This is a genomic window from Streptomyces sp. AgN23 (assembly GCF_001598115.1).
Classification (GTDB): Bacteria; Actinomycetota; Actinomycetes; order Streptomycetales; family Streptomycetaceae; genus Streptomyces; species Streptomyces antimycoticus.
The window spans coordinates 1,249,877-1,267,566 of the sequence record NZ_CP007153.1 but is presented as its reverse complement, the minus strand read 5'-3'; the positions used below and the strand labels follow the sequence as shown (position 1 = coordinate 1,267,566).

Below are 17,690 nucleotides of genomic sequence, written 5' to 3'. Positions count from 1 at the left end.
GGCACGTCCGGGGCGCGGTTTTGTACGATCGCCCTCATGACGAGCGCGCTGATGGCCGAATCCGCCGCTGTACAGCCCGATGATGTGCGGATCATTCGCGCACTCCAGGTGGCTCCGCGGGCCTCGTTCGCCTCGATCGCTGCTGTGCTCGGTCTCTCCGAGGGGGCCGTCGGCCGCCGCTATCGCCGGTTGCTCGCCGATGGCGTCATCCGCGTAGCCGGTGTCGTCGATCCGGGGGCACTGGGACAGAGCAGGTGGCTGGTGCGACTGCGGTGCCGCCCCGGCAGCGTCACGGCGATCGCCGACGCACTCGCGCAGCGCGACGATGTCAGCTGGGTGGCCCTCGGCGCCGCGGGCTCCGAGATCACTTGCGCGGTCCGGTCGCGGACGCGGGAACAGCGCGAGGAACTCCTCGGCCGACGACTTCCGCGCACCGCGGCCGTCATCGACATCAACGCGTCCGCGATACTGCGTCAGTTCGTCGGAGGCCGCGGCCACTATTGGGCCGCGCTACGCGGCACGCTGACTCCACAGCAGGAGTCGACCCTCGGAAGCGATGGCGCCCCTTTCGCCGAATCCCCGGTGGTCCCTCGCGTTCCCGTGCACCTCGACCCCGAGGACGAGAAGATGCTCGACCTTCTCGCCGTGGACGGTCGCGCCGGCCTCGTCGATCTCGGCGCGGCGGCGAACCTCACGCCTGGGCGCGCATCACGCCGTCTTCACGCCTTGCTCCGGCGCCGCGTCGTCCACATCGATGTCGAGATCGCCCCGGCCGCACTGGGCTATCACGCTCGGGCGAACCTTTGGCTCCGCGCGCACCCGACGGCGGTCAAGGACATCGGCCGCACACTCGCGCGGGAACCCCATGTAGCCTTCGCCGCGGCCGTCTCCGGGCCCTACAACCTCCAAGCCGTCGCGCACTGCCGCGACCTCGACGAACTGTTCGAGTACACCTCGGACCGCATCGGGTCGCTGTCCGGCCTCCAGAGCATGGAGGTGTCTCCTGTGCTGCGGCAGATCAAGCAGGCCGGCACGCTCGTGTCCGGCGAGCGTCTCGTCCCACCGCACAGGGCGCGGGCGCGACGCTGAGGGCGCGGGCTCGGCGAGCCCGGCGATGGCTCGAGCCGGGCGACGGCTCTGTCATCCGACGACCGCTTGCGGGTGGAGCAGCAGCAGGACCTGTGCCATGGGGGCGGCGGCGTTCACGCTGTGGTCTTGGACGTCGCCGATGGCCGCGGCGACGGTGGTGGCGTCGCAGCGGGATGAGGTCGTAGAAGTCGCCGCCGATGTCCATGCCGCGCGCCGTGGGCGGATAGCGGGCCGCCACCTCCAGCCCGGGCACGGTCGGGAGGGCGGCGGGCGGTCCAGCAGATCCGCGCTCGCGAGCACCATCGCCTGCCGCGTCTCGGCCGCCGCCGGCTACCGAGACCGCGCCCGCCAGGCCGCCTGCCGGTGTGCCGGGACTGCAATACCGCCGTGTCGGTACGCACCTGCCCTTTGTCGGTGGCTGTCGGTCGCGCTGTCGGTGGCGTGTCGGCGGGGTCCGGAACCGTTCGGGAAATCCTGCCGGATGCCCATTCGGCAGGCGTCCGACAGCAAGGAACCACCATGACCACTGACGTCACGATCATCGGTGCCGGACTCGGCGGCCTGACGCTCGCCCGCGTCCTGCACCTCCACGGCATCCCGGCCACGGTCTACGAGGCGGAGGTCTCTCCGATGGCGCGTGCGCAGGGCGGGATGCTCGACATCCACGAGGACAGCGGCCAGCCCGCTTTGCGGGCGGCCGGTCTGATGAACGAGTTCCGTGGCCTCATCCTGGAGGGCCGCCAGGCGATACGGGTTCTCGACCTGGCCGGGACCGTCCTGCTCGATGCGGCCGACGACGGTACGGGTGGCAACCCCGAGGTCCTGCGCGGCGAGCTGCGGCAGATGCTCCTCGACTCGCTCCCGGCCGGCACTGTCCGGTGGGGCCACAAGGCCAGCGGCACCCGTGCCCTCGGCGCGGGCCGCCATGAGGTGACCTTCGCGGACGGCACCACCGTCACCACCGGTCTGCTGGTCGGCGCGGACGGCGCGTGGTCCCGAGTCCGGCCGCTGCTGTCCCCTGCGACACCCGAGTACATCGGCATGTCGTACGTCGAGACCTCCCTGTTCGACGCCGACACCCGGCATCCGGACAGCGCGAAAGCGGTCGGCAGCGGGTCGCTGTTCACGCTCGCGCCGGGCAAGGGATTCCTGGCTCACCGGGAGCGGGCCGGCACCCTGCACGCCTACGTGATGCTGGCCCGGCCGTGGGACTGGTTCGCGAACATCGACTTCACCGATTCCGCCGCGGCCACCGCCCGGATCACGCGGGAATTCGACGGCTGGGCACCGGAACTCACCGCGCTGATCGCCGACGGTGACACCGCACCGGTCCTGCGGCCCCTCTACGCCCTGCCCATCGAGCACCGGTGGGAGCGGGAGCCGGGGGTGACCCTGCTCGGCGACGCCGCCCACCTCTCGCTCCCGAACGGCGAGGGCGCCAACCTGGCCATGTACGACGGCGCCGAACTGGGCGAGGCCCTCGCCGCGCACCCCGAGGACATCGAGGCCGCGCTCACCGCGTACGAGCAGGCCATGTTCCCCCGCAGCGCCGCGGCCGCCGCCGAAGGAGTCCAGGTCCACGAGATGTTCTACGGAGCAGGCGCACCCCACAGCCTGATCACCATGATGGCCGGCCACGAGCAGACCCCGTGAGACACCGGCCCAGGGCATCCAGAGCGGCCGCGTCCGTCCCTGGTCAGGGCTGCTGGAGCCGGGCGTGCAGGAGGCAGAACACGTTGCCTTCCGGGTCGGCCAGGACGTGCCAGTTCTCGCTGCCGGTCTGGCCGACGTCCGCGGGCCTGGCGCCGAGAGCGAGCAGCCGCTCCAGCTCGGCGTCCTGGTCGCGGTCGGTGGCGTTGACGTCGATGTGCAGCGGGAGCTTCCCGGCCCGCGGGTCGCTGCTGGGGCTGAGGACGAGAGTGGGCCGCAGACCGCCGAAACCGGTGTCGGGCGGCCCGATCTCGATGCTTCCGTCGTCTTCCCGGCCGAGCTCCACGTAGCCGAGCACCTCGCTCCAGAATGCGGCGAGCCGCTCGGCGTCGGCGCAATCGAGGACCAGCTCACTGATGCGGCATGCCATGCCCGTCAGTGTACGGAGACAACCCGAGAGTTGGCTGTCAGCGCTTCGCCCCGCCACCATAGGGCGACGGGGCGAAGCGCCAGGAGGCGGTCAGACGCGGTCGGCCGCGATCAGGAGGTACTGGAAGGAGCCGTCCTTGTAGGAGGCGATGAACGCTTCCTCAATGCCGGTGACCAGCGAGGACGTGGCTCGCAGCTCCCAGTACGGCAGGGTCGCGGCGGTCAGGTCGATGACGGCCTGCGGTACGAGGCGATTGTCGGCCATGGCGCGCAGATACTCCCGGCGGGAGTGGATGTTGCACTCGAAGTGCGCGTTGATCTGGGAGACCCACTTCGAGGGCTGGCCGTAACGGGGGTTCCAGCAGCCGGTGATGGTCACATAGCGACCGCCGACCTCGAGGATGCGGGAGTGTTCGGCGAAGAGGTCGTGCAGGTCGACGTACATGCTCGACTCGTTGTTCCACGAGGCCGCGATCTGCCCGGTCTCGAAGGGCGTGCCGAGCATGTTGCAGACGCGGGCGTGGACGTGGTCCTCGATGCCGAGCTCGTGGGCACGCTGGTTGGCGAAGTCCGCCTGCTTGGCCGACAGGGTGACGCCCTCGACCTGGCACCGGAAGCGCTGGTGGGCCATGACCATCGAGCCGCCGCGGCCGCAGCCGGCGTCCACGAGCATGGCGTCGCGCTCCACGGGGCCGAGGTGGTCCAGGAGGAGTTCGGCCTGTGCCGATTCCAGGCGGTGGAGTTCGGCGATCAGCCTCTTCTCGTACGCACTGTCGTCGGCGTCGCCGAGGGCGGTGCGGTCGACGGCGCCGATGCCGTAGTGGTGGTGGTAAAGGCCGTCGACATCGCCGAGACGCAGGTTCACCGGCCTGGCCTCGCCGTCCCAGTAGCGGGCGATGTCCCCCTGGTAGGGCGTCACCGGGGCGGGGATGAACACGGAGGCGGCGCTGGTGGAGACGGCGGCGTCGGTGGAGAGGTCGGTGCTGGTCACAGATAAGTCCATTCTTCTTACCAGAAGTCGGGCAGGCTGTAGCGATAGGTGTTGGTCCGGTGCCAGTAGTGGTTGCCGTCGACCCACGCGGCCACGCCCCGCAGAAAGCGCTGCACGTTCGGGACGGGGCAGGCGGCGGCCAGGTCCGCGGCCGCGGCTTCGAAGTCGTGCATGAGGTCGTTGTGGACTTCGACCGACTTCAGATAGGCCTCGCGGTCGGAGATGCCCTCACGCTCGGCGATCACCACGGGCAGGTTCAGGTGATGCCCGGGGGAGGCGAGTTCCTTGGTGTACGAGTACAGGTCGTTCACGATGGTGGTGGCGTTCCCGGCGAGCGCGATGACGCGCTGCATGGCGGGCGTGGCGTGCAGGTCCGCCGGCAGCTCGTAGCCGCCGACGGTGTCCGTGATGGTGGGGCAGGGGCGGAAGTTGTTGAACTGGCGCATCGCCAGGTACTCCCACACCTCGGGCACGTGGTCCGTCTGGGCCCAGGCGGCCTCAGCGAGGTACCCCAGGTGCAGACGGGCCATGTCGTGCCGGTACCGGTCCGCCTGGGAGGCGCCGGCCGCTCGGACGAAGTACTCCATGGCGGAGCGGTACGCGCGCCGGGGCGCGTCCGAATGGAGCGACTCCGCCCACCTCGGCTGGTACTCCTTCGTCGTGTACAAGGGGTCGAGGGCGGTGTGCGCCAGCAGCAGGCGTCCGCCGAGGCCGATGGGCGATCCTCCGTGGTCCTCGCAGTAGCAGTCGTCCACCGCGTTCTCGGCGACCATCAGGCGCGTGGCGAGCAGCAGGTGGTCGACGGTGGGAGCGTCCGGATGGCAGGCGACCATGTAGCGCCCCACGGAGAAGCCGTCGAACTGGTCCTCCCAGTCCTCCGGGTACAGATCGACCTCGTCCAGCGCCCAGGTCTTGATCCTGCGGCTGACCTCCTCCACCCGCACCGGGTCGGGCTCCGGCACCGGATGGTGGTAGAGGCCCGGGACCGGGGTACCCTCCGCCGGAGCCGCCGGCGGCTCAACCGGCGCCGACGCGCTCTCGCACCGGGCCAGGTGCAGGCCCACTGTGCCCAGACCACTGGGACCACGCAGGATCCGACCCAGGCCGGCGCCCGCGGTGGGCGCCTCGGCGGGAAGAGCGTCGGTGGCAGGAACGTCGGTGCGGGCGTCGGCGGGAGACGGTGCGGGCAAGGACGGCGCGGGGGATCTGCCGCCGCCCAAGGCGGCCCTGATGTCGCGGGCGCGGGCGGCGGCCTCAGCGAGGACATACGCCCCGGAGTGCGAACCCGCCGCGGGCGGGCTCGGCTGCGGAGGGGAAGGTTCGGGCGCGGGCATCCATAGCTCCTCGATGGGGTGGGTGGCTGTCCCGGATCTCGGGCATGCCCGGCCGGCCGGGAGCGCCGGGCTCTCGTAGCCGCGGGGCAGGGCAGGACCTCTAGTCGCGGCTGCGGGCGATCTGCACGTTCTCCAACACGCCGAGCGCATCCGGCACCAGGATGGCGGCGGAGTAGTCGACGGCGGTCTCGTCGCCGTACGGGCCGACGGAGGTCTGGCTGATGCGGCCGTGGGCGATCAGATGGAACTCCTCGGCAGGTCTACCGCGCTCCACCAGCGTTTCGCCCGCACGGAAGTCGTGCTGGACGCACCGGTCGGCGATGGCGGTCAGCACCTCCACGTCCTCGAAGCCGCGCAGCAGGGCCAGTTCGCCGAGCTCGCGGGGGATCACCCGGACGTCGGCGCCGTCCTGGACGAACTCGATGCGCCGCTCGCCGACGGTGTAGCTCAGCCGGCGGTTCACCCGGTAGGTGCCGCCCTTGACCTCCACCCAGGGGAGCGTCCGCAGCAGCCAGCGCGAGGTGATCCCCTGCATCTGCGGGGCGGACTTGGTCGTGGTGGCGAGGTTGCGGGCGGTCGCCGTGCTCAGGCTGGACTGCCGAGGCGGCTCCAGAGGTGCTTCCGAGCTGGTACCAACAGTCATCGGGTGAACTCTCCTTCGTGAGGGCGATGGCTGGCGTGCGTGCGGGTCACCGGCAAAGAGGAAAGGAGGGGGCAAACCTCCGGGAATCCGTCCAGACCCGGGGAACAGTAGTGGCCGGTGCGCCCATTCGGCCTCGGAGAGCCGCTGGCGTTAACTCGATAAGATGATCGTGCCCCGCCCGGGGTTTGCCCCGGTCGCCGACGGTGTTCGGACGCGATCACGGCACGTGGGTGTCGAGGCGGGCATGCGCGTGTCGGACGGGACGCGACGCCATCGTGCGGGATCCTGCCCCCGCCTTCTCCCAGCCCCGGCAATCAGTCCACCCGGTCGTGACTGGCTGTTTCCCACCGGGCCGGCAGCCGCTGGGATGGAGCTTCCATGGACGCACGGGACGCCCGAAGACCGCTTCCGCCATTGTGAGAGGCTCTTGATGACCACGCCACGCGCACGCTCGTTCATGCAGGTCGACGTGTTCTCCACGACCCCCTGCCTCGGCAACCCGGTCGCCGTCGTCCTCGATGGGGCGGATATCGCCGACGAGGAGATGCAGCGCCTGGCGCGCTGGACGAATCTGTCCGAGACCACGTTCGTCCTGCCCCCGACCACGCCGGAGGCGGACTACCGGCTGCGGATCCTCACCCCTGGAGGTGAGCTGCCGTTCGCCGGGCATCCCACGCTCGGCTCCGCGCGCGCGTGGCTGGACAACGGGGGCGCGCCACGGCACGCGGACCGCGTCGTGCAGGAGTGCGGCGCCGGTCTGGTCACCGTGCGCCGCGGTGAAGGCATCTTGTCGTTCGCCGCCCCGCCGCTTGTCCGCGACGGCGGGCTCGACGACGCGTACCTGAACCGGATCGTCGCCGCGTTCGGTATCAAGCGGGATCGTGTCATCGGGCACCAGTGGGTCGACAACGGACCCGGCTGGGCCGTGGTCCGGCTAGCCACGGCCGAGGAGGTGCTCGCCCTCGAACCCGACCTGTCCCTCATCCCGGACGCGATGATCGGCGCGATCGGTGCCCACCCCGAGGGATCCGAGCACGACTTCGAGATGCGCACCTTCGCGCCCGGCGTCGGCGTGGCCGAGGATCCCGTATGCGGCAGCATGAACGCCTCCGTGGGGCAGTGGCTCACCGCCACCGGTGCGGTGCCGTCCGCCTACCGGGTCTCCCAGGGCGCCCGCCTGGGCCGGGCCGGGACCATCGAGGTCATCGTCGACGAGGACGGCACCGTCTGGGTCGGCGGCGCCGCCACCAGCTATATCCGCGGCACCATCACCCTCTGACCCGTTCGGAACCTGACACCGAGGAAAACCCACTCATGAGCGCCATCATCGCCACCACCCCCGCCAGCCGTGCCTTCATCAGCGACAACATGGCCGGAGCATCCCCGGAGATAGTCCAGGCCGTCGCCGAAGCGGCTGCCGGGCAGGTCCTGCCGTACGGCAACGACCCCTTCACCGTCAGCGCCCGCCGCAGGCTGAGCGAGATCTTCGAGCGGGACGTCGATGTCTTCATGGTCTCCACCGGGTCCGCCGCCAACGGTCTGAGCCTGGCCGCCCTCACCCCGCCGTGGGGCAGTGTGCTGGCCCACCCCGACAGCCACATCCACCACGACGAATGCGGCGCACCCGAGTTCTTCACCGCCGGTGCCAAGCTCGTCGGCGTTCCCGGCGACAACAGCGTGATCGACCCCGACGCGCTGCATGCGGCGGTGCGCCGCAAGGCCGGTGACGTGCACAGTGTGCAGCCGTCCGCGGTGAGCATCAGCCAGGCCACCGAGCTCGGCAGCGTCTACACCGTGGCGGAGATCCGCCGCCTGTGCGCCATCGCCAAGGATGCCGGGCTGCGCGTCCACATGGACGGCGCGCGCTTCGCCAACGCGCTGGACCACCTCGGCACCACCCCGGCCGAGATGACCTGGAAGGCCGGCATCGACGTGCTGTCCTTCGGCGCCACCAAGAACGGTGCGATGACTGCCGACGCCATCGTCTCCTTCGACCCCGAACTCGCCACCGAGCTCGGCTTCCGCGCCAAGCGCGCCGGCCAGCTCGCCTCCAAGATGCGCTTCCACGCCGCCCAGATCGACGCCTACCTCACCGACGACCTCTGGTTGCACAACGCCCGCCGAGCCAACGCGATGGCCACCCGGCTCGGCGACGGTCTCAAGGCCATCCCCGACATCGCTCTTCTGGCCACCCCCCAGGCCAATATCCTCTTCTGCCGCCTGCCCCAGCACGTCACCGAGGGACTCCTCGCGGAGGGCTACGTCTTCCACCACGACCGCTGGGAGCCGGGGACGGTCCGCTTCGTCACCTCCTTCACCCACAGCGCCGACGACATCGACCAGCTCCTCGACGCGGTCCGCCGCCACACACGCTGACGGGCCGGGCCGGGCCGGGCCGGGCCGGAGGCGGGGCCGCGTGTACCACCGCCGAGCCGGCCGCGAGTCAGCGCGGTCGCGTCGGCGGCCACGCCCGGGGGTACGGCACCCGGAGCGCTTCCGCCGGGACGGGGGTGGGCTCCGCGGCGGCCTGGAGGCGTCCGTCGCGCAGAATGACGGCGCCGCTGCCGAGCGTGATGTCGATCAACTCGGCGGCGAGCACCTCGGGCGGGCGGTCCAGAAGCCGTCGGCGAGCAGCGTGTACCCCGCGTATCCGGCTGTCAGCCCGGCGACCGCCGGGACGACCGAACGGTCCCGCAGCCCGGCCGCGGTCGCATAGGCCCAGTCCGCGCCGGAAGTGAACACCAGCAGCAGGTCCGTCGTCCACGACCGCCCCCTGCCCCAGTAGCCGCTTGTCCCCGAAGCCCGTTGCAGGGCAGGGCAGGACGGGACGGGACACGCCAGGACAGTGCCACGGCGCACCAACTGGTCCTAAAATGGGTTGGCTTGGGGTCGACGGGGGAGGGTGACGAGCGTGGAGTTGCTAGTTGTGATCGCCTTGCTCTGCTGGCTGATCTACGCCCTGTTCGTATGGATCCGCGGAATCGTGCATCGGCGGCGGCTGCCGGAGCCGTCGGTCGCCCCGGGCCAGCTGGAGACGTATCAGGGGCAGGCGTTCCGCGAGATCTGCCGACGGGCGGCGAACCCCGGCCGGCGCGTGATGATGACCGACTACTTCGCCCAGCGAGGATGGAATCGGGCGGACGCCATGCGCGTCCTGGCCGAGCCGCTCAAGCACAAGCTGATCGATGTGGAGGGTTGGCGGTTCGGCAGTTACAGCGTGACGTACAAGGGCTGGACCGAGTACGAGGGCAAGTTCATCTGGACGGGAGGCGAAGGGGTGCACATCTCCACTGGACCGGGCGGCTTCGTCGTGGCGAACGTCAACAGCCATCATTCGGTGGTCCACGGCGGCTACGGCAACCGGACGAACGCGCCTGACATCCCCCATCAGCAACTGATCGACGCCCTGCGTACGGACGCGGACACCGCGACGTCCGATGAGGCGGTAAGGGCACGGGAGTACGCCGACGACCTGGCCGCGGCCGTCGACGCGCGGGATCCCGACAGGACGGCTCGCATCCTCGGAAGGATCAACGCCCTCCTGTCCACCGCCACGGCTGCCTTCACCCTGGCCCGCGGACTCCTGCCACCCGGCTCGTAGCCAGGTGATCGCGGGGCAGGCGCCCCGCAGGGCGATCGTGGTCTTGCCGGCGCGTTCGCGAAGGAGCACGCGCAGCGTGTCGGGGTGCTCGTAGCCGACTCTCCGGGCGGTGGTTTCCAGGGGCAGATCGGTGGTGCGCGGCACGTGGGAGGCCTGCTGGACCCTGAGGTCCTGGACGAAGCGGATGGGGGAGGTCCCCATGGTGCGCTGGACGGAGCGTTGCAGTGTGCGGTTGCTGACGCCGATGGCCGTGATCGCTGAACTCGCCGACTCCGAAGAGGCTTCCCCTCTCCAGGCCGGCCCTCGCCCTGCGCACGCACGCAGCCGCCAGTCGCAGCCGCATCTGTAAATCAGATCGCCTTCAGCGGAAACATCTGTTGGACAGCACTACGGCCATGCCCAAGGATCCCTCGTGCGGTAGCACCCACAGCACAGTCGACGCGACACCGGGATGCGCTACCGCCTGAGTGGAGGCTGAACGTTGAGTGAAGAGACTGAGGTAGTCGTCGTCGGCGCGGGCCAGGCAGGCGTGGCGATGAGCGAGCACCTGGGAGCCCACGGTGTGCCGCATATCGTCCTGGAGCGGCACCGTATCGCCGAGCGATGGCGCTCGGAGCGGTGGGATTCCCTGGTGGCGAACGGGCCCGCGTGGCACGACCGGTTCCCGGGGCTGGAGTTCTCCGATGTCGACCCCGACGTCCACCCCGACGCCTTCGCCTCGAAGGAACAGATCGCCGACTACTTCGTCACCTACGCCGAGAAGATAGGTGCCCCGATCCGGTGCGGTGTCGAGGTGACCTCGGTGCGCAGGCGGACCGGTCGGCCCGGTTTCCGGGTCGAGACCTCGCGGGGCCCCATCGACACGCGCTTCGTCGTGGCCGCGACCGGGCCGTTCCAGCGGCCCGTGATCCCGCCCATCGTCCCGGACGGCGCCGTCCCCGTGCAGATTCACTCCAGCGGGTACCGCAACCCGGAGCAGCTCCCCGAGGGCGCGGTCCTCGTGGTCGGGGCCGGCTCCTCGGGCGTCCAGATCGCCGATGAGCTGCGCCGCTCCGGCCGCCGGGTCTTTCTCTCCGTCGGTCCGCACGACCGTCCCGCCCGCCAGTACCGCGAACGCGATTTCTGCTGGTGGCTCGGTGTGCTCGGGCGCTGGGACGCGGAGACGCCTCCCCAGGGTGCCGAACACGTCACCATCGCGGTGAGCGGCGCCCGCGGCGGCCACACCGTGGACTTCCGTGCGCTGGCCGCCGACGGCGTCGAGCTCGTCGGTCTGACCGCGTCCTACGACGACGGTGTGCTGCGCTTCGCGCCGGATCTCGCCACGAATATCGCGCTCGGCGACGCGAAGTACCTCGAACTCCTCCGGGCGGCCGATGAGTACGTCGAACGCAATGGGCTCGACCTTCCCGAAGAGCCACAAGCCCACGTCCTCGGGCCGGACCCGGCAGGCGTGGCCGACCCCCGGCTGGAGCTCGACCTGGCCGCGGCCGGTGTCACCTCGATCGTCTGGGCGACGGGCTTCGCCACCGACTACAGCTGGCTCGAGGTCGACGCGTTCGACGAGAACGGCCGGCCGAACCAGCGACGCGGTGTGTCCTCCGAACCCGGCGTGTACTTCCTGGGCCTGCCCTGGCTGTCCCGCCGCGGATCGAGCTTCATCTGGGGCGTGTGGCACGACGCCGGATACGTCGCCGATCACATCACGACCCAGCGGGGCTATCTCGCGTACGGCACCCCCGACCGGCCCGGCGCCGCGCCGGTGGCCTGGAAGAACTGAGGAGCAGCTGATGACCTCCACGAACGAGGGCCGCCGGGCGAACGCCGTCAAGGCCCCGGTCGTTGCCGGCGGGCACACCCGGATCCGTCCGTTCAACACCCGCGACACCTATCCCGAGCAGAACCTCGACAACGACCTCTGCCAGGCCGTCGTCGCCGGCGACACCGTGTACGTCCGGGGCCAGATCGGCCAGGACCTCGACACCAGCGAGTCGGTGGGCATCGGCGACGCCGAGGCGCAGGCCGAACAGGCCATGGCGAACATCAAGATGCTGCTCGAAGAGGCGGGCAGCCGGATGGAGCACCTGGTCAAGCTGACCATCTATCTGATCGACCCGCGTTACCGCGAGGCGGTGTACCGCACCGTGGGCCGCTGGACCAACGGCGTCCACCCGATCTCCACCGGCCTGGTGGTGTCGGCCCTGGCCCGTCCGGAGTGGCTGTGCGAGATCGACGCCGTCGCCGTGATCCCCGGGGAGGAGCGGGCATGACGTTCTCCCTGGTGGTCCGCGACGGCGAGCGGTTCGGCGTCGTGGTCAGCTCGTCCAGTCCGGCGGTGGCCGCCCGGGTCGCCCATCTGCGGCCCGGGGTCGGAGCGGCGGCGTCGCAGAACGTCACCGACCCCACGCTCGGCACGAGCCTGCTGGCGGAACTGGCGGACCACGGCGACGCGGAACGCGCCCTGGCCGGTGTCACCGGCGCGGCGCGGAACGCGAGGTCCATCGCCCACCGTCAGCTGACCGTGCTGGGCCGCTCCGGGCCCGGGTTCGTCTACAGCGGCGCGCACACCCTGGGCAAGCACGCCTCGGCCACCGCCGAGGGCGCGGTGGCGGCGGGCAACATGCTGTGCGGCGAGCACATCCCGGGCGTCCTCCTCGACGCGTACTCCGCCGCCTCGGGGGAGCTGGAGGAGCGACTGGTCACCGCACTGAAGGCCGCGGTCGAGGCCGGTGGCGAGGAGGGGCCGGTGCACTCCGCGGGCCTCGCGGTCGTCGCGGAGGTGGAGTGGCGGGTGACCGACCTGCGCGTGGACTGGGCCGACGACCCCGTCGACCGGCTTGCCGAACTCCTCGCCGTCTGGCTGCCGCAGCGGGACGACTATGTGCGCCGTGGACTCGATCCCGCCTCCGCCCCCTCCTACGGCGTCCCGGGCGATCGATGATGGAGACGATGGGGACCCCGGGTACGACGGGTACGACGGGTACGACGGGTACGACGGGTACGACGGGGACGATGCGGGCGCTCAAAGAGGCCGCCCGGCGCGAGGTCGACCGGCATGCCGAGGAGCTGATCCGGCTGTCCGAGCGGCTGCACGCCGACCCGGAGACGGCCTGGGAGGAACACCGGGCGGCGGCCGCTGTACCCGAGTCGCTGGACCGCGCCGGATTCGACGTCACCACGTCCTACCTGGGCCTGGAGACCGCCTTCCACGCCCGGTTCGGCAGCGGGCCCGTGCGGATCGCGCTGTGCGCCGAGTACGACGCGCTGCCCGGCCTCGGCCACGCGTGCGGGCACAACCTCATCGCGGCCAGCTCGGTCGGCGCCGCGCTCGGCCTCGCCGCCGTCGCCGACGACGCCGGCCTCACCGTCGAGGTCTACGGCACCCCGGCGGAGGAGGGCGGCGGCGGCAAGATCGAGATGCTCGACCGGGGCGCCTTCGCCGGGCTGGACCTCGCGATGATGGTGCACCCGGCACCGGTCGACGTCGCCGAGGCCCGTCCGTTCGCGGTCAGCCACTCCAAGATCTCCTACACCGGTAGGTCCGCACACGCCGCGGCCTATCCCGAGGCCGGGATCAACGCGGCCGACGCCTTCACCGTGGCCCAGGTCGCGATCGGGCTGCTCCGCCAGCAACTGCCCGCCTCCGCCCGGGTGCACGGCGTGGTGACCCACGCCGGGGACGCCCCGAACGCCATCCCGGAGCGGGCCGCCGGCCGCTGGTACGTCAGGGCGGAGACCCTCGCCGAACTGGCCGAGCTGGAACCACGGGTCATGCGGGCCTTCGAGGCGGGCGCCCTCGCGACCGGGTGCGAGCTGGAGATCGAGCCGGAGAGCAAGCCGTACGCGGAGTTCCGCACGGACGAGACCGCTCTTGCCCACTACCGCGCGAACGCCCTCTCCCTGGGGCGGGAGTTCGCGCCGCCGGGACAGGCCGCCCGGATGAACCGCGCCTCCACCGACATGGGCAACGTCTCGCAGACGGTGCCCGCCATCCACCCGTACATCGGTATCGGCTCGCTGCCCGCCACCAACCACCAGCACGAGTTCGCCGCGTTCTGCGTGGGCGGCAACGCCCAGCGGGCTCTGCTCGACGGGGCGGTGGCGCTGGCCTGGACCGGTGTGGACCGGAGTTCGAGCCGCTACGCGAGCGCGAACTCCTGACCGAGGCGGCACCCCCGCACGGCCTCCCGACCGAGGCGGCCCCGCACAGCTCCGGCTTGTTCCACCCATCCCCAAGGAGGCGCGCATGCCCACCACTCACACCGACGTCACCACGGCCGAGGTCGAGGTGGCCACCGACGTCGTCGCACTGCGAAGAAGCGTTGCCGCGGGAGCCGTCGGCGTGTTCGTGCACTGGTTCGACTGGGCCGCCTACGCCTATCTCGCCGGCACCGTCGCGACCGTGTTCTTCCCGGACGAGAACAGCACCACCGGACTGCTCGCCGTATTCGGCGTGTTCGCCGTGTCCTTCGGCATCCGGCCCATCGGCGCCCTGGTGTTCGGACCGCTCGGTGACCGGATCGGCCGCAAGCGCACACTGTCGCTGGTCATCTTCATGATGTCCGGCGCGACCCTGACGATCGGCCTGCTGCCCGGCTACGCGACGATCGGGGTCGCCGCCCCGGTGCTCCTGGTGATCCTGCGCCTGATCCAGGGATTCGCGGCGGGCGGCGAGTTCGGCAGCGCGGCGAGCTTCCTGGCCGAGAGCTCGCCCCGGCGCCGCCGCGGTTTCGGGGTGAGCTGGCTGGAGGTCGGCTCCCTGCTGGGCTTCCTCGCCGGTTCGTTCGTCTATCTGCTGCTGTCGACAGGGCTCGACGAGGACCAGCTGACCGCCTGGGGCTGGCGCGTCCCCTTCCTCGTCTCCGCGCCGCTCGGCGTCATCGGCTTCATCATCCGCAACAAGATCGAGGACACCCCCGAGTACCGGACGCTCGAAGCCAACGACACCGTGCCGCGCACCCCCGTACGGGAGTTGCTCCGCCGCCACAAGCGGCACCTGCTCCAGGCCGCGGGCCTGATGGCGGCCATGCATGTGCCCTTCTACATGGTGCTGACGTACCTGGTCACCTACGAGACCGACCACCTGGGGCACTCGGCCGGCAGCGCGGCCCTGCTGTCCACGGTGATCTCACTGCTGGGGCTGGTGCTGGTCCCCGTGTTCGGGCTGCTGTCCGACCGGGTGGGACGCAAACCGGTCTTCGTCGGGGCCACCGCGGCCCTCCTGGTCCTCTCCACCCCCGCGTTCCTCCTCATGCGGACCGGGCTCGCCGGAACCTGGATCGCCGGTCTGCTGCTCGGCGCGATCCTCGCCGCGATCCTCGGCACCTACGCGGTGTGGTCGGCGGAGATCTTCCCCACCCGCACCCGCCAGAGCGGCCTGTCCATCGCCTACAACGTCACCGCGGCCCTGTTCGCCGGCACGGTGCCGTACCTGATGACCGTGCTCATCTCCGCGACCGGCAGCACCCTGCTGCCCGGCCCCTACCTGATGGTGTTCGCCGTCGGCGGCCTCATCGCCGCCCTGTCCCTCAAGGAGACCGCCGGTTCCGCCCTGCTGCGTCCCGAGGATGTCTCCGACACGCCCGCGGAGCGCCACCAGGCACCGCCCGCATAGGGTCCGGCGGCCGCATAGGGTCGGCATCGGCACGGACACCGATCACCAGGCGCGAGGGTCACGCATGACGTCACCGGTGGGTTTCACCCTCCTCCAGCTCCGTTACTTCCTCGTCGCCGCCGAGCGCGGTTCGATGACGGAGGCGTCGGGGGCGCTCCATATCGCGCAGTCCGCCGTGTCCGCGGCCATCCACAACCTGGAGCGCGACCTGCGGGTGCAGCTGTTCATCCGCCGCAGGGGCCGGGGTCTGACCCTGACGCCCGCGGGGGAGAGGCTTCAGCAGCATGCGCGGGAGTTGCTGGCCCGTGCGCGCGAGATCGAGCGGGAGGCCCGGGGAGACGGCGAGACGATCTCCGGGCCGGTGGCCGTCGGCTGCTTCGTGACCCTGGCCCCGTACTATCTGCCGCCCCTGTTCAGCGAATGCACCGACCGCTACCCGGGCATCGAGATCGACGTGGTGGAGGGGGAGACGGACCAGCTCGTCCAGGCCCTGGGCGCGGGGCGCATCGACTTCGCCCTCACCTACGACCTCGGTCTGACGGCCGAGATGGACCTGCGCAGCGAGACGATCGCGCGGGCCCCGGCCTATGTCATCGTCGCGGCCGATCACCCGCTGGCCCGGCAGGGCTCCGTGGAGCTGGCCGAACTGTCCGCGGAACCCCTCGTCCTGCTCGACCTGCCCCACAGCCGCGACTACTTCCGCTCCCTGGTCGCCGCCACCGGCACCGCGCCCGATGTCCGCTACCGCACTCGGAGCTATGAAACCGTACGTTCCCTGGTGGCCCGGGGGCTCGGATACTCCGTGCTCAACCAGCGGCCGGCGACCGGCCAGACCTACGGCGGCGGCGAGATCGCGGAACTGGAGCTGCGGGACGGAAGCCCCCCGCTCGAAGTCAAGATCGCCTCGGTGAAGGGCATGACCCAGACCGCCCGCGCCCGTGTGGTGATGGAGCTGCTGCGGGAGATCGCCCCCCGCCTCGCCAGGGCCTGAAGAACACCGAACCGGACCGGGCCTTCGGGGCCGCGACCGTGGTCAGGCGCTCGGGACGGTGATGACCGGACAGCGGGCGTGCTGCGTCACGCCCTGGCTGACGGAGCCCAGCAGCAGGCCGGTGAACCCGCCGTGTCCGCGTGTGCCCACGACCAGGCCGAGGGCGTTTTCGGACGCCTCGGTCAGGACCTGCACCGGGTGGCCCGGTACGACCTCTTGGCGCAGCTCCACCTCCGGATGGTCGGCGGTACGCCCGGCGACGGTCTCCGACAGCAGCCGACGGCACTCCTGGACGGCGGCCTCCTCGTCGGGGGTTCCGAGCCGCGGAGGTTGCCACACGTACAGGGCGCGCAGGGCCGAGCCGCGCAAGGCGGCCTCGCCGAAGGCGAAGTCGACGGCGGCCGCGGAATGACGGCTGCCGTCGACCCCGACCACGAAATGCGGCTGTCGCTCGGGGGCGTGCTCCGCCTCGGGGGCGGGTTCCCGCCCAGGGACGTGTTCCGCCTCGGGCACCTGGTCCGGCTCCGGCACGACCACCACGGGGCAGGGCGCGTGGGCGATGAGCGGCAGGGCGACGGCGGCGGAGGTGAAGAGCTCCTGAAGAGCGCTCAGACGCCAGGACCCGATCACCACCACCGTGGCGTTCCGCGCCTGCTCACGCAGCACCCACGCCGGATGCCCCTCGGCCAGCAGCCCCGATACCCGCACCTGTGGATGCCGGGACTCGACGAAGGCCACGGCCTCCTTCAGCATGCGATCCCCTGTCGTGTGCAGCGACTCGTTCCACTCCTCCCAGGACGGCCGCCCGCCCGCCGGCCGGTACCCGGGGGTCGGCACGTTCTGCGCGAGGACCAGCAGCAGCGGCAGACGGCGCCGGTCCGCCTCGTCGGCGCCCCAGCCGAGTGCCGTGCGTCTGCCCGGATCGGGGTCGAGGCCGACCACGATCGGTTCATCTCCGTGTGCGTGCGACGCCATCGCCGACCTCCTATGGCTCCTCCGACCGGCACATCGCGCCGGAGCCCCGGCGCCCATGCCCCTCGGCCGGACGGCCTCGGCCCGGGCGCGGTCGTTGCTTCCAGCGGGCTCGACCAGGCATGGCCTGTCCCCTCGCGCGTGGCCTGTCCCCTCGCGCGACGATGGCAGCCGGCCACTTCCATGCTGCGCGCACCCACGCCACCCTGCGAATCGGAGAATCGGCAACCGAACGCTCGCGGCGGGGGCGGCCGAGGTGGTCGTGATGGAACGCCGCGACGACACAGGCGGAGCGCCGCGCACATGGACTGCCAGGGGCACGACGAGACTGCCAGGGGCACGATGACGGCGATGGTGCCGAACAGGATGCCGGCCTGTG

The 17,690-nt window shown here is 71.1% G+C and carries 16 protein-coding genes and 3 pseudogenes; 11 read left to right on the top strand and 8 right to left on the bottom strand.

The window, feature by feature from the left end:
* The first annotated feature begins 36 nt into the window (after window positions 1-36).
* Both AS97_RS05520 and AS97_RS05515 read left to right on the top strand, forming a co-directional pair.
* Window positions 37-1,089: an Lrp/AsnC family transcriptional regulator gene (locus AS97_RS05520; RefSeq protein WP_247204244.1), complete on the top strand. Its 1,053-nt coding sequence runs from the start codon at window positions 37-39 to the stop codon at window positions 1,087-1,089.
* A 519-nt stretch (window positions 1,090-1,608) separates the two neighbouring features.
* Window positions 1,609-2,742, top strand: a complete 1,134-nt coding sequence (locus AS97_RS05515; protein WP_210564432.1) for an NAD(P)/FAD-dependent oxidoreductase — start codon at window positions 1,609-1,611, stop codon at window positions 2,740-2,742.
* A 43-nt stretch (window positions 2,743-2,785) separates the two neighbouring features.
* On the opposite strand, the gene AS97_RS05510 is transcribed toward AS97_RS05515, so the two are convergent.
* The 4 genes and pseudogenes from AS97_RS05510 to AS97_RS05495 form a co-directional block, all read right to left on the bottom strand.
* The gene (locus AS97_RS05510) at window positions 2,786-3,169 is read right to left on the bottom strand and encodes a VOC family protein (RefSeq protein WP_059143900.1); all 384 of its coding nucleotides are present in this window, start codon (window positions 3,167-3,169) and stop codon (window positions 2,786-2,788) included.
* 90 nt (window positions 3,170-3,259) lie between these two features.
* Window positions 3,260-4,159: a geranyl diphosphate 2-C-methyltransferase gene (locus tag AS97_RS05505; protein WP_063804865.1), complete on the bottom strand. Its 900-nt coding sequence runs from the start codon at window positions 4,157-4,159 to the stop codon at window positions 3,260-3,262.
* A 17-nt stretch (window positions 4,160-4,176) separates the two neighbouring features.
* Window positions 4,177-5,493 carry a family 2 encapsulin nanocompartment cargo protein terpene cyclase gene (locus tag AS97_RS05500; protein ID WP_125757426.1) on the bottom strand — a complete coding sequence of 439 codons (1,317 nt, stop codon included), beginning with the start codon at window positions 5,491-5,493 and terminating at the stop codon, window positions 4,177-4,179.
* Between the two features lie 178 nt (window positions 5,494-5,671).
* Window positions 5,672-6,136, bottom strand: a pseudogene (locus AS97_RS05495) (Crp/Fnr family transcriptional regulator); the annotation flags it as partial.
* Between the two features lie 430 nt (window positions 6,137-6,566).
* Here AS97_RS05495 and AS97_RS05490 point away from each other — a divergent pair.
* On the top strand, window positions 6,567-7,415 hold the full coding sequence (locus tag AS97_RS05490; protein ID WP_059143897.1) for a PhzF family phenazine biosynthesis protein: 849 nt from the start codon (window positions 6,567-6,569) through the stop codon (window positions 7,413-7,415).
* A gap of 35 nt (window positions 7,416-7,450) precedes the next feature.
* Window positions 7,451-8,512 (top strand): low specificity L-threonine aldolase, encoded by a 1,062-nt coding sequence (locus AS97_RS05485; protein WP_086708871.1) that lies wholly within the window; start codon window positions 7,451-7,453, stop codon window positions 8,510-8,512.
* A 67-nt stretch (window positions 8,513-8,579) separates the two neighbouring features.
* Here AS97_RS05485 and AS97_RS05480 read toward each other — a convergent pair whose 3' ends face one another.
* Together AS97_RS05480 and AS97_RS05475 are read right to left on the bottom strand one after the other, a co-directional pair.
* Window positions 8,580-8,720, bottom strand: coding sequence for a hypothetical protein (locus tag AS97_RS05480; protein ID WP_156107459.1), 141 nt, complete (start codon window positions 8,718-8,720; stop codon window positions 8,580-8,582).
* 41 nt (window positions 8,721-8,761) lie between these two features.
* A pseudogene (locus tag AS97_RS05475) lies at window positions 8,762-8,887 on the bottom strand (LysE family translocator); the annotation flags it as partial.
* Between the two features lie 160 nt (window positions 8,888-9,047).
* Between AS97_RS05475 and AS97_RS05470 the strand changes: the two are divergent.
* Window positions 9,048-9,737, top strand: coding sequence for a hypothetical protein (locus tag AS97_RS05470; protein ID WP_236669905.1), 690 nt, complete (start codon window positions 9,048-9,050; stop codon window positions 9,735-9,737).
* A gap of 39 nt (window positions 9,738-9,776) precedes the next feature.
* Here the strand turns inward: AS97_RS05470 and AS97_RS48460 are convergent.
* Window positions 9,777-9,983: pseudogene (locus AS97_RS48460) on the bottom strand (helix-turn-helix domain-containing protein); the annotation flags it as partial.
* A gap of 235 nt (window positions 9,984-10,218) precedes the next feature.
* Here AS97_RS48460 and AS97_RS05460 point away from each other — a divergent pair.
* The 6 genes from AS97_RS05460 to AS97_RS05435 all read left to right on the top strand — a co-directional run bounded on the left by AS97_RS05460 (window position 10,219) and on the right by AS97_RS05435 (window position 16,339).
* Entirely contained in the window at window positions 10,219-11,514 is a 1,296-nt protein-coding gene (locus AS97_RS05460; protein ID WP_079059339.1) for an NAD(P)/FAD-dependent oxidoreductase, read from the top strand.
* Window positions 11,515-11,524: 10 nt separating this feature from the next.
* Window positions 11,525-12,004 carry a RidA family protein gene (locus AS97_RS05455; protein WP_210564431.1) on the top strand — a complete coding sequence of 160 codons (480 nt, stop codon included), beginning with the start codon at window positions 11,525-11,527 and terminating at the stop codon, window positions 12,002-12,004.
* Window positions 12,001-12,675 (top strand): DUF1028 domain-containing protein, encoded by a 675-nt coding sequence (locus AS97_RS05450; RefSeq protein WP_059143893.1) that lies wholly within the window; start codon window positions 12,001-12,003, stop codon window positions 12,673-12,675. The genes AS97_RS05455 and AS97_RS05450 overlap by 4 nt, the downstream gene beginning before the upstream one ends.
* A gap of 71 nt (window positions 12,676-12,746) precedes the next feature.
* Complete coding sequence (locus AS97_RS05445; RefSeq protein ID WP_210564430.1) at window positions 12,747-13,895, top strand: M20 family metallopeptidase; 1,149 nt, start codon at window positions 12,747-12,749, stop codon at window positions 13,893-13,895.
* A gap of 85 nt (window positions 13,896-13,980) precedes the next feature.
* Window positions 13,981-15,348 carry an MFS transporter gene (locus AS97_RS05440; protein WP_086708874.1) on the top strand — a complete coding sequence of 456 codons (1,368 nt, stop codon included), beginning with the start codon at window positions 13,981-13,983 and terminating at the stop codon, window positions 15,346-15,348.
* A gap of 64 nt (window positions 15,349-15,412) precedes the next feature.
* On the top strand, window positions 15,413-16,339 hold the full coding sequence (locus tag AS97_RS05435) for a LysR family transcriptional regulator (protein WP_059143891.1): 927 nt from the start codon (window positions 15,413-15,415) through the stop codon (window positions 16,337-16,339).
* Between the two features lie 42 nt (window positions 16,340-16,381).
* Here the strand turns inward: AS97_RS05435 and AS97_RS05430 are convergent, their stop codons facing one another.
* Entirely contained in the window at window positions 16,382-17,314 is a 933-nt protein-coding gene (locus tag AS97_RS05430; RefSeq protein ID WP_059143890.1) for a universal stress protein, read from the bottom strand.
* Window positions 17,315-17,690 lie beyond the last annotated feature (376 nt).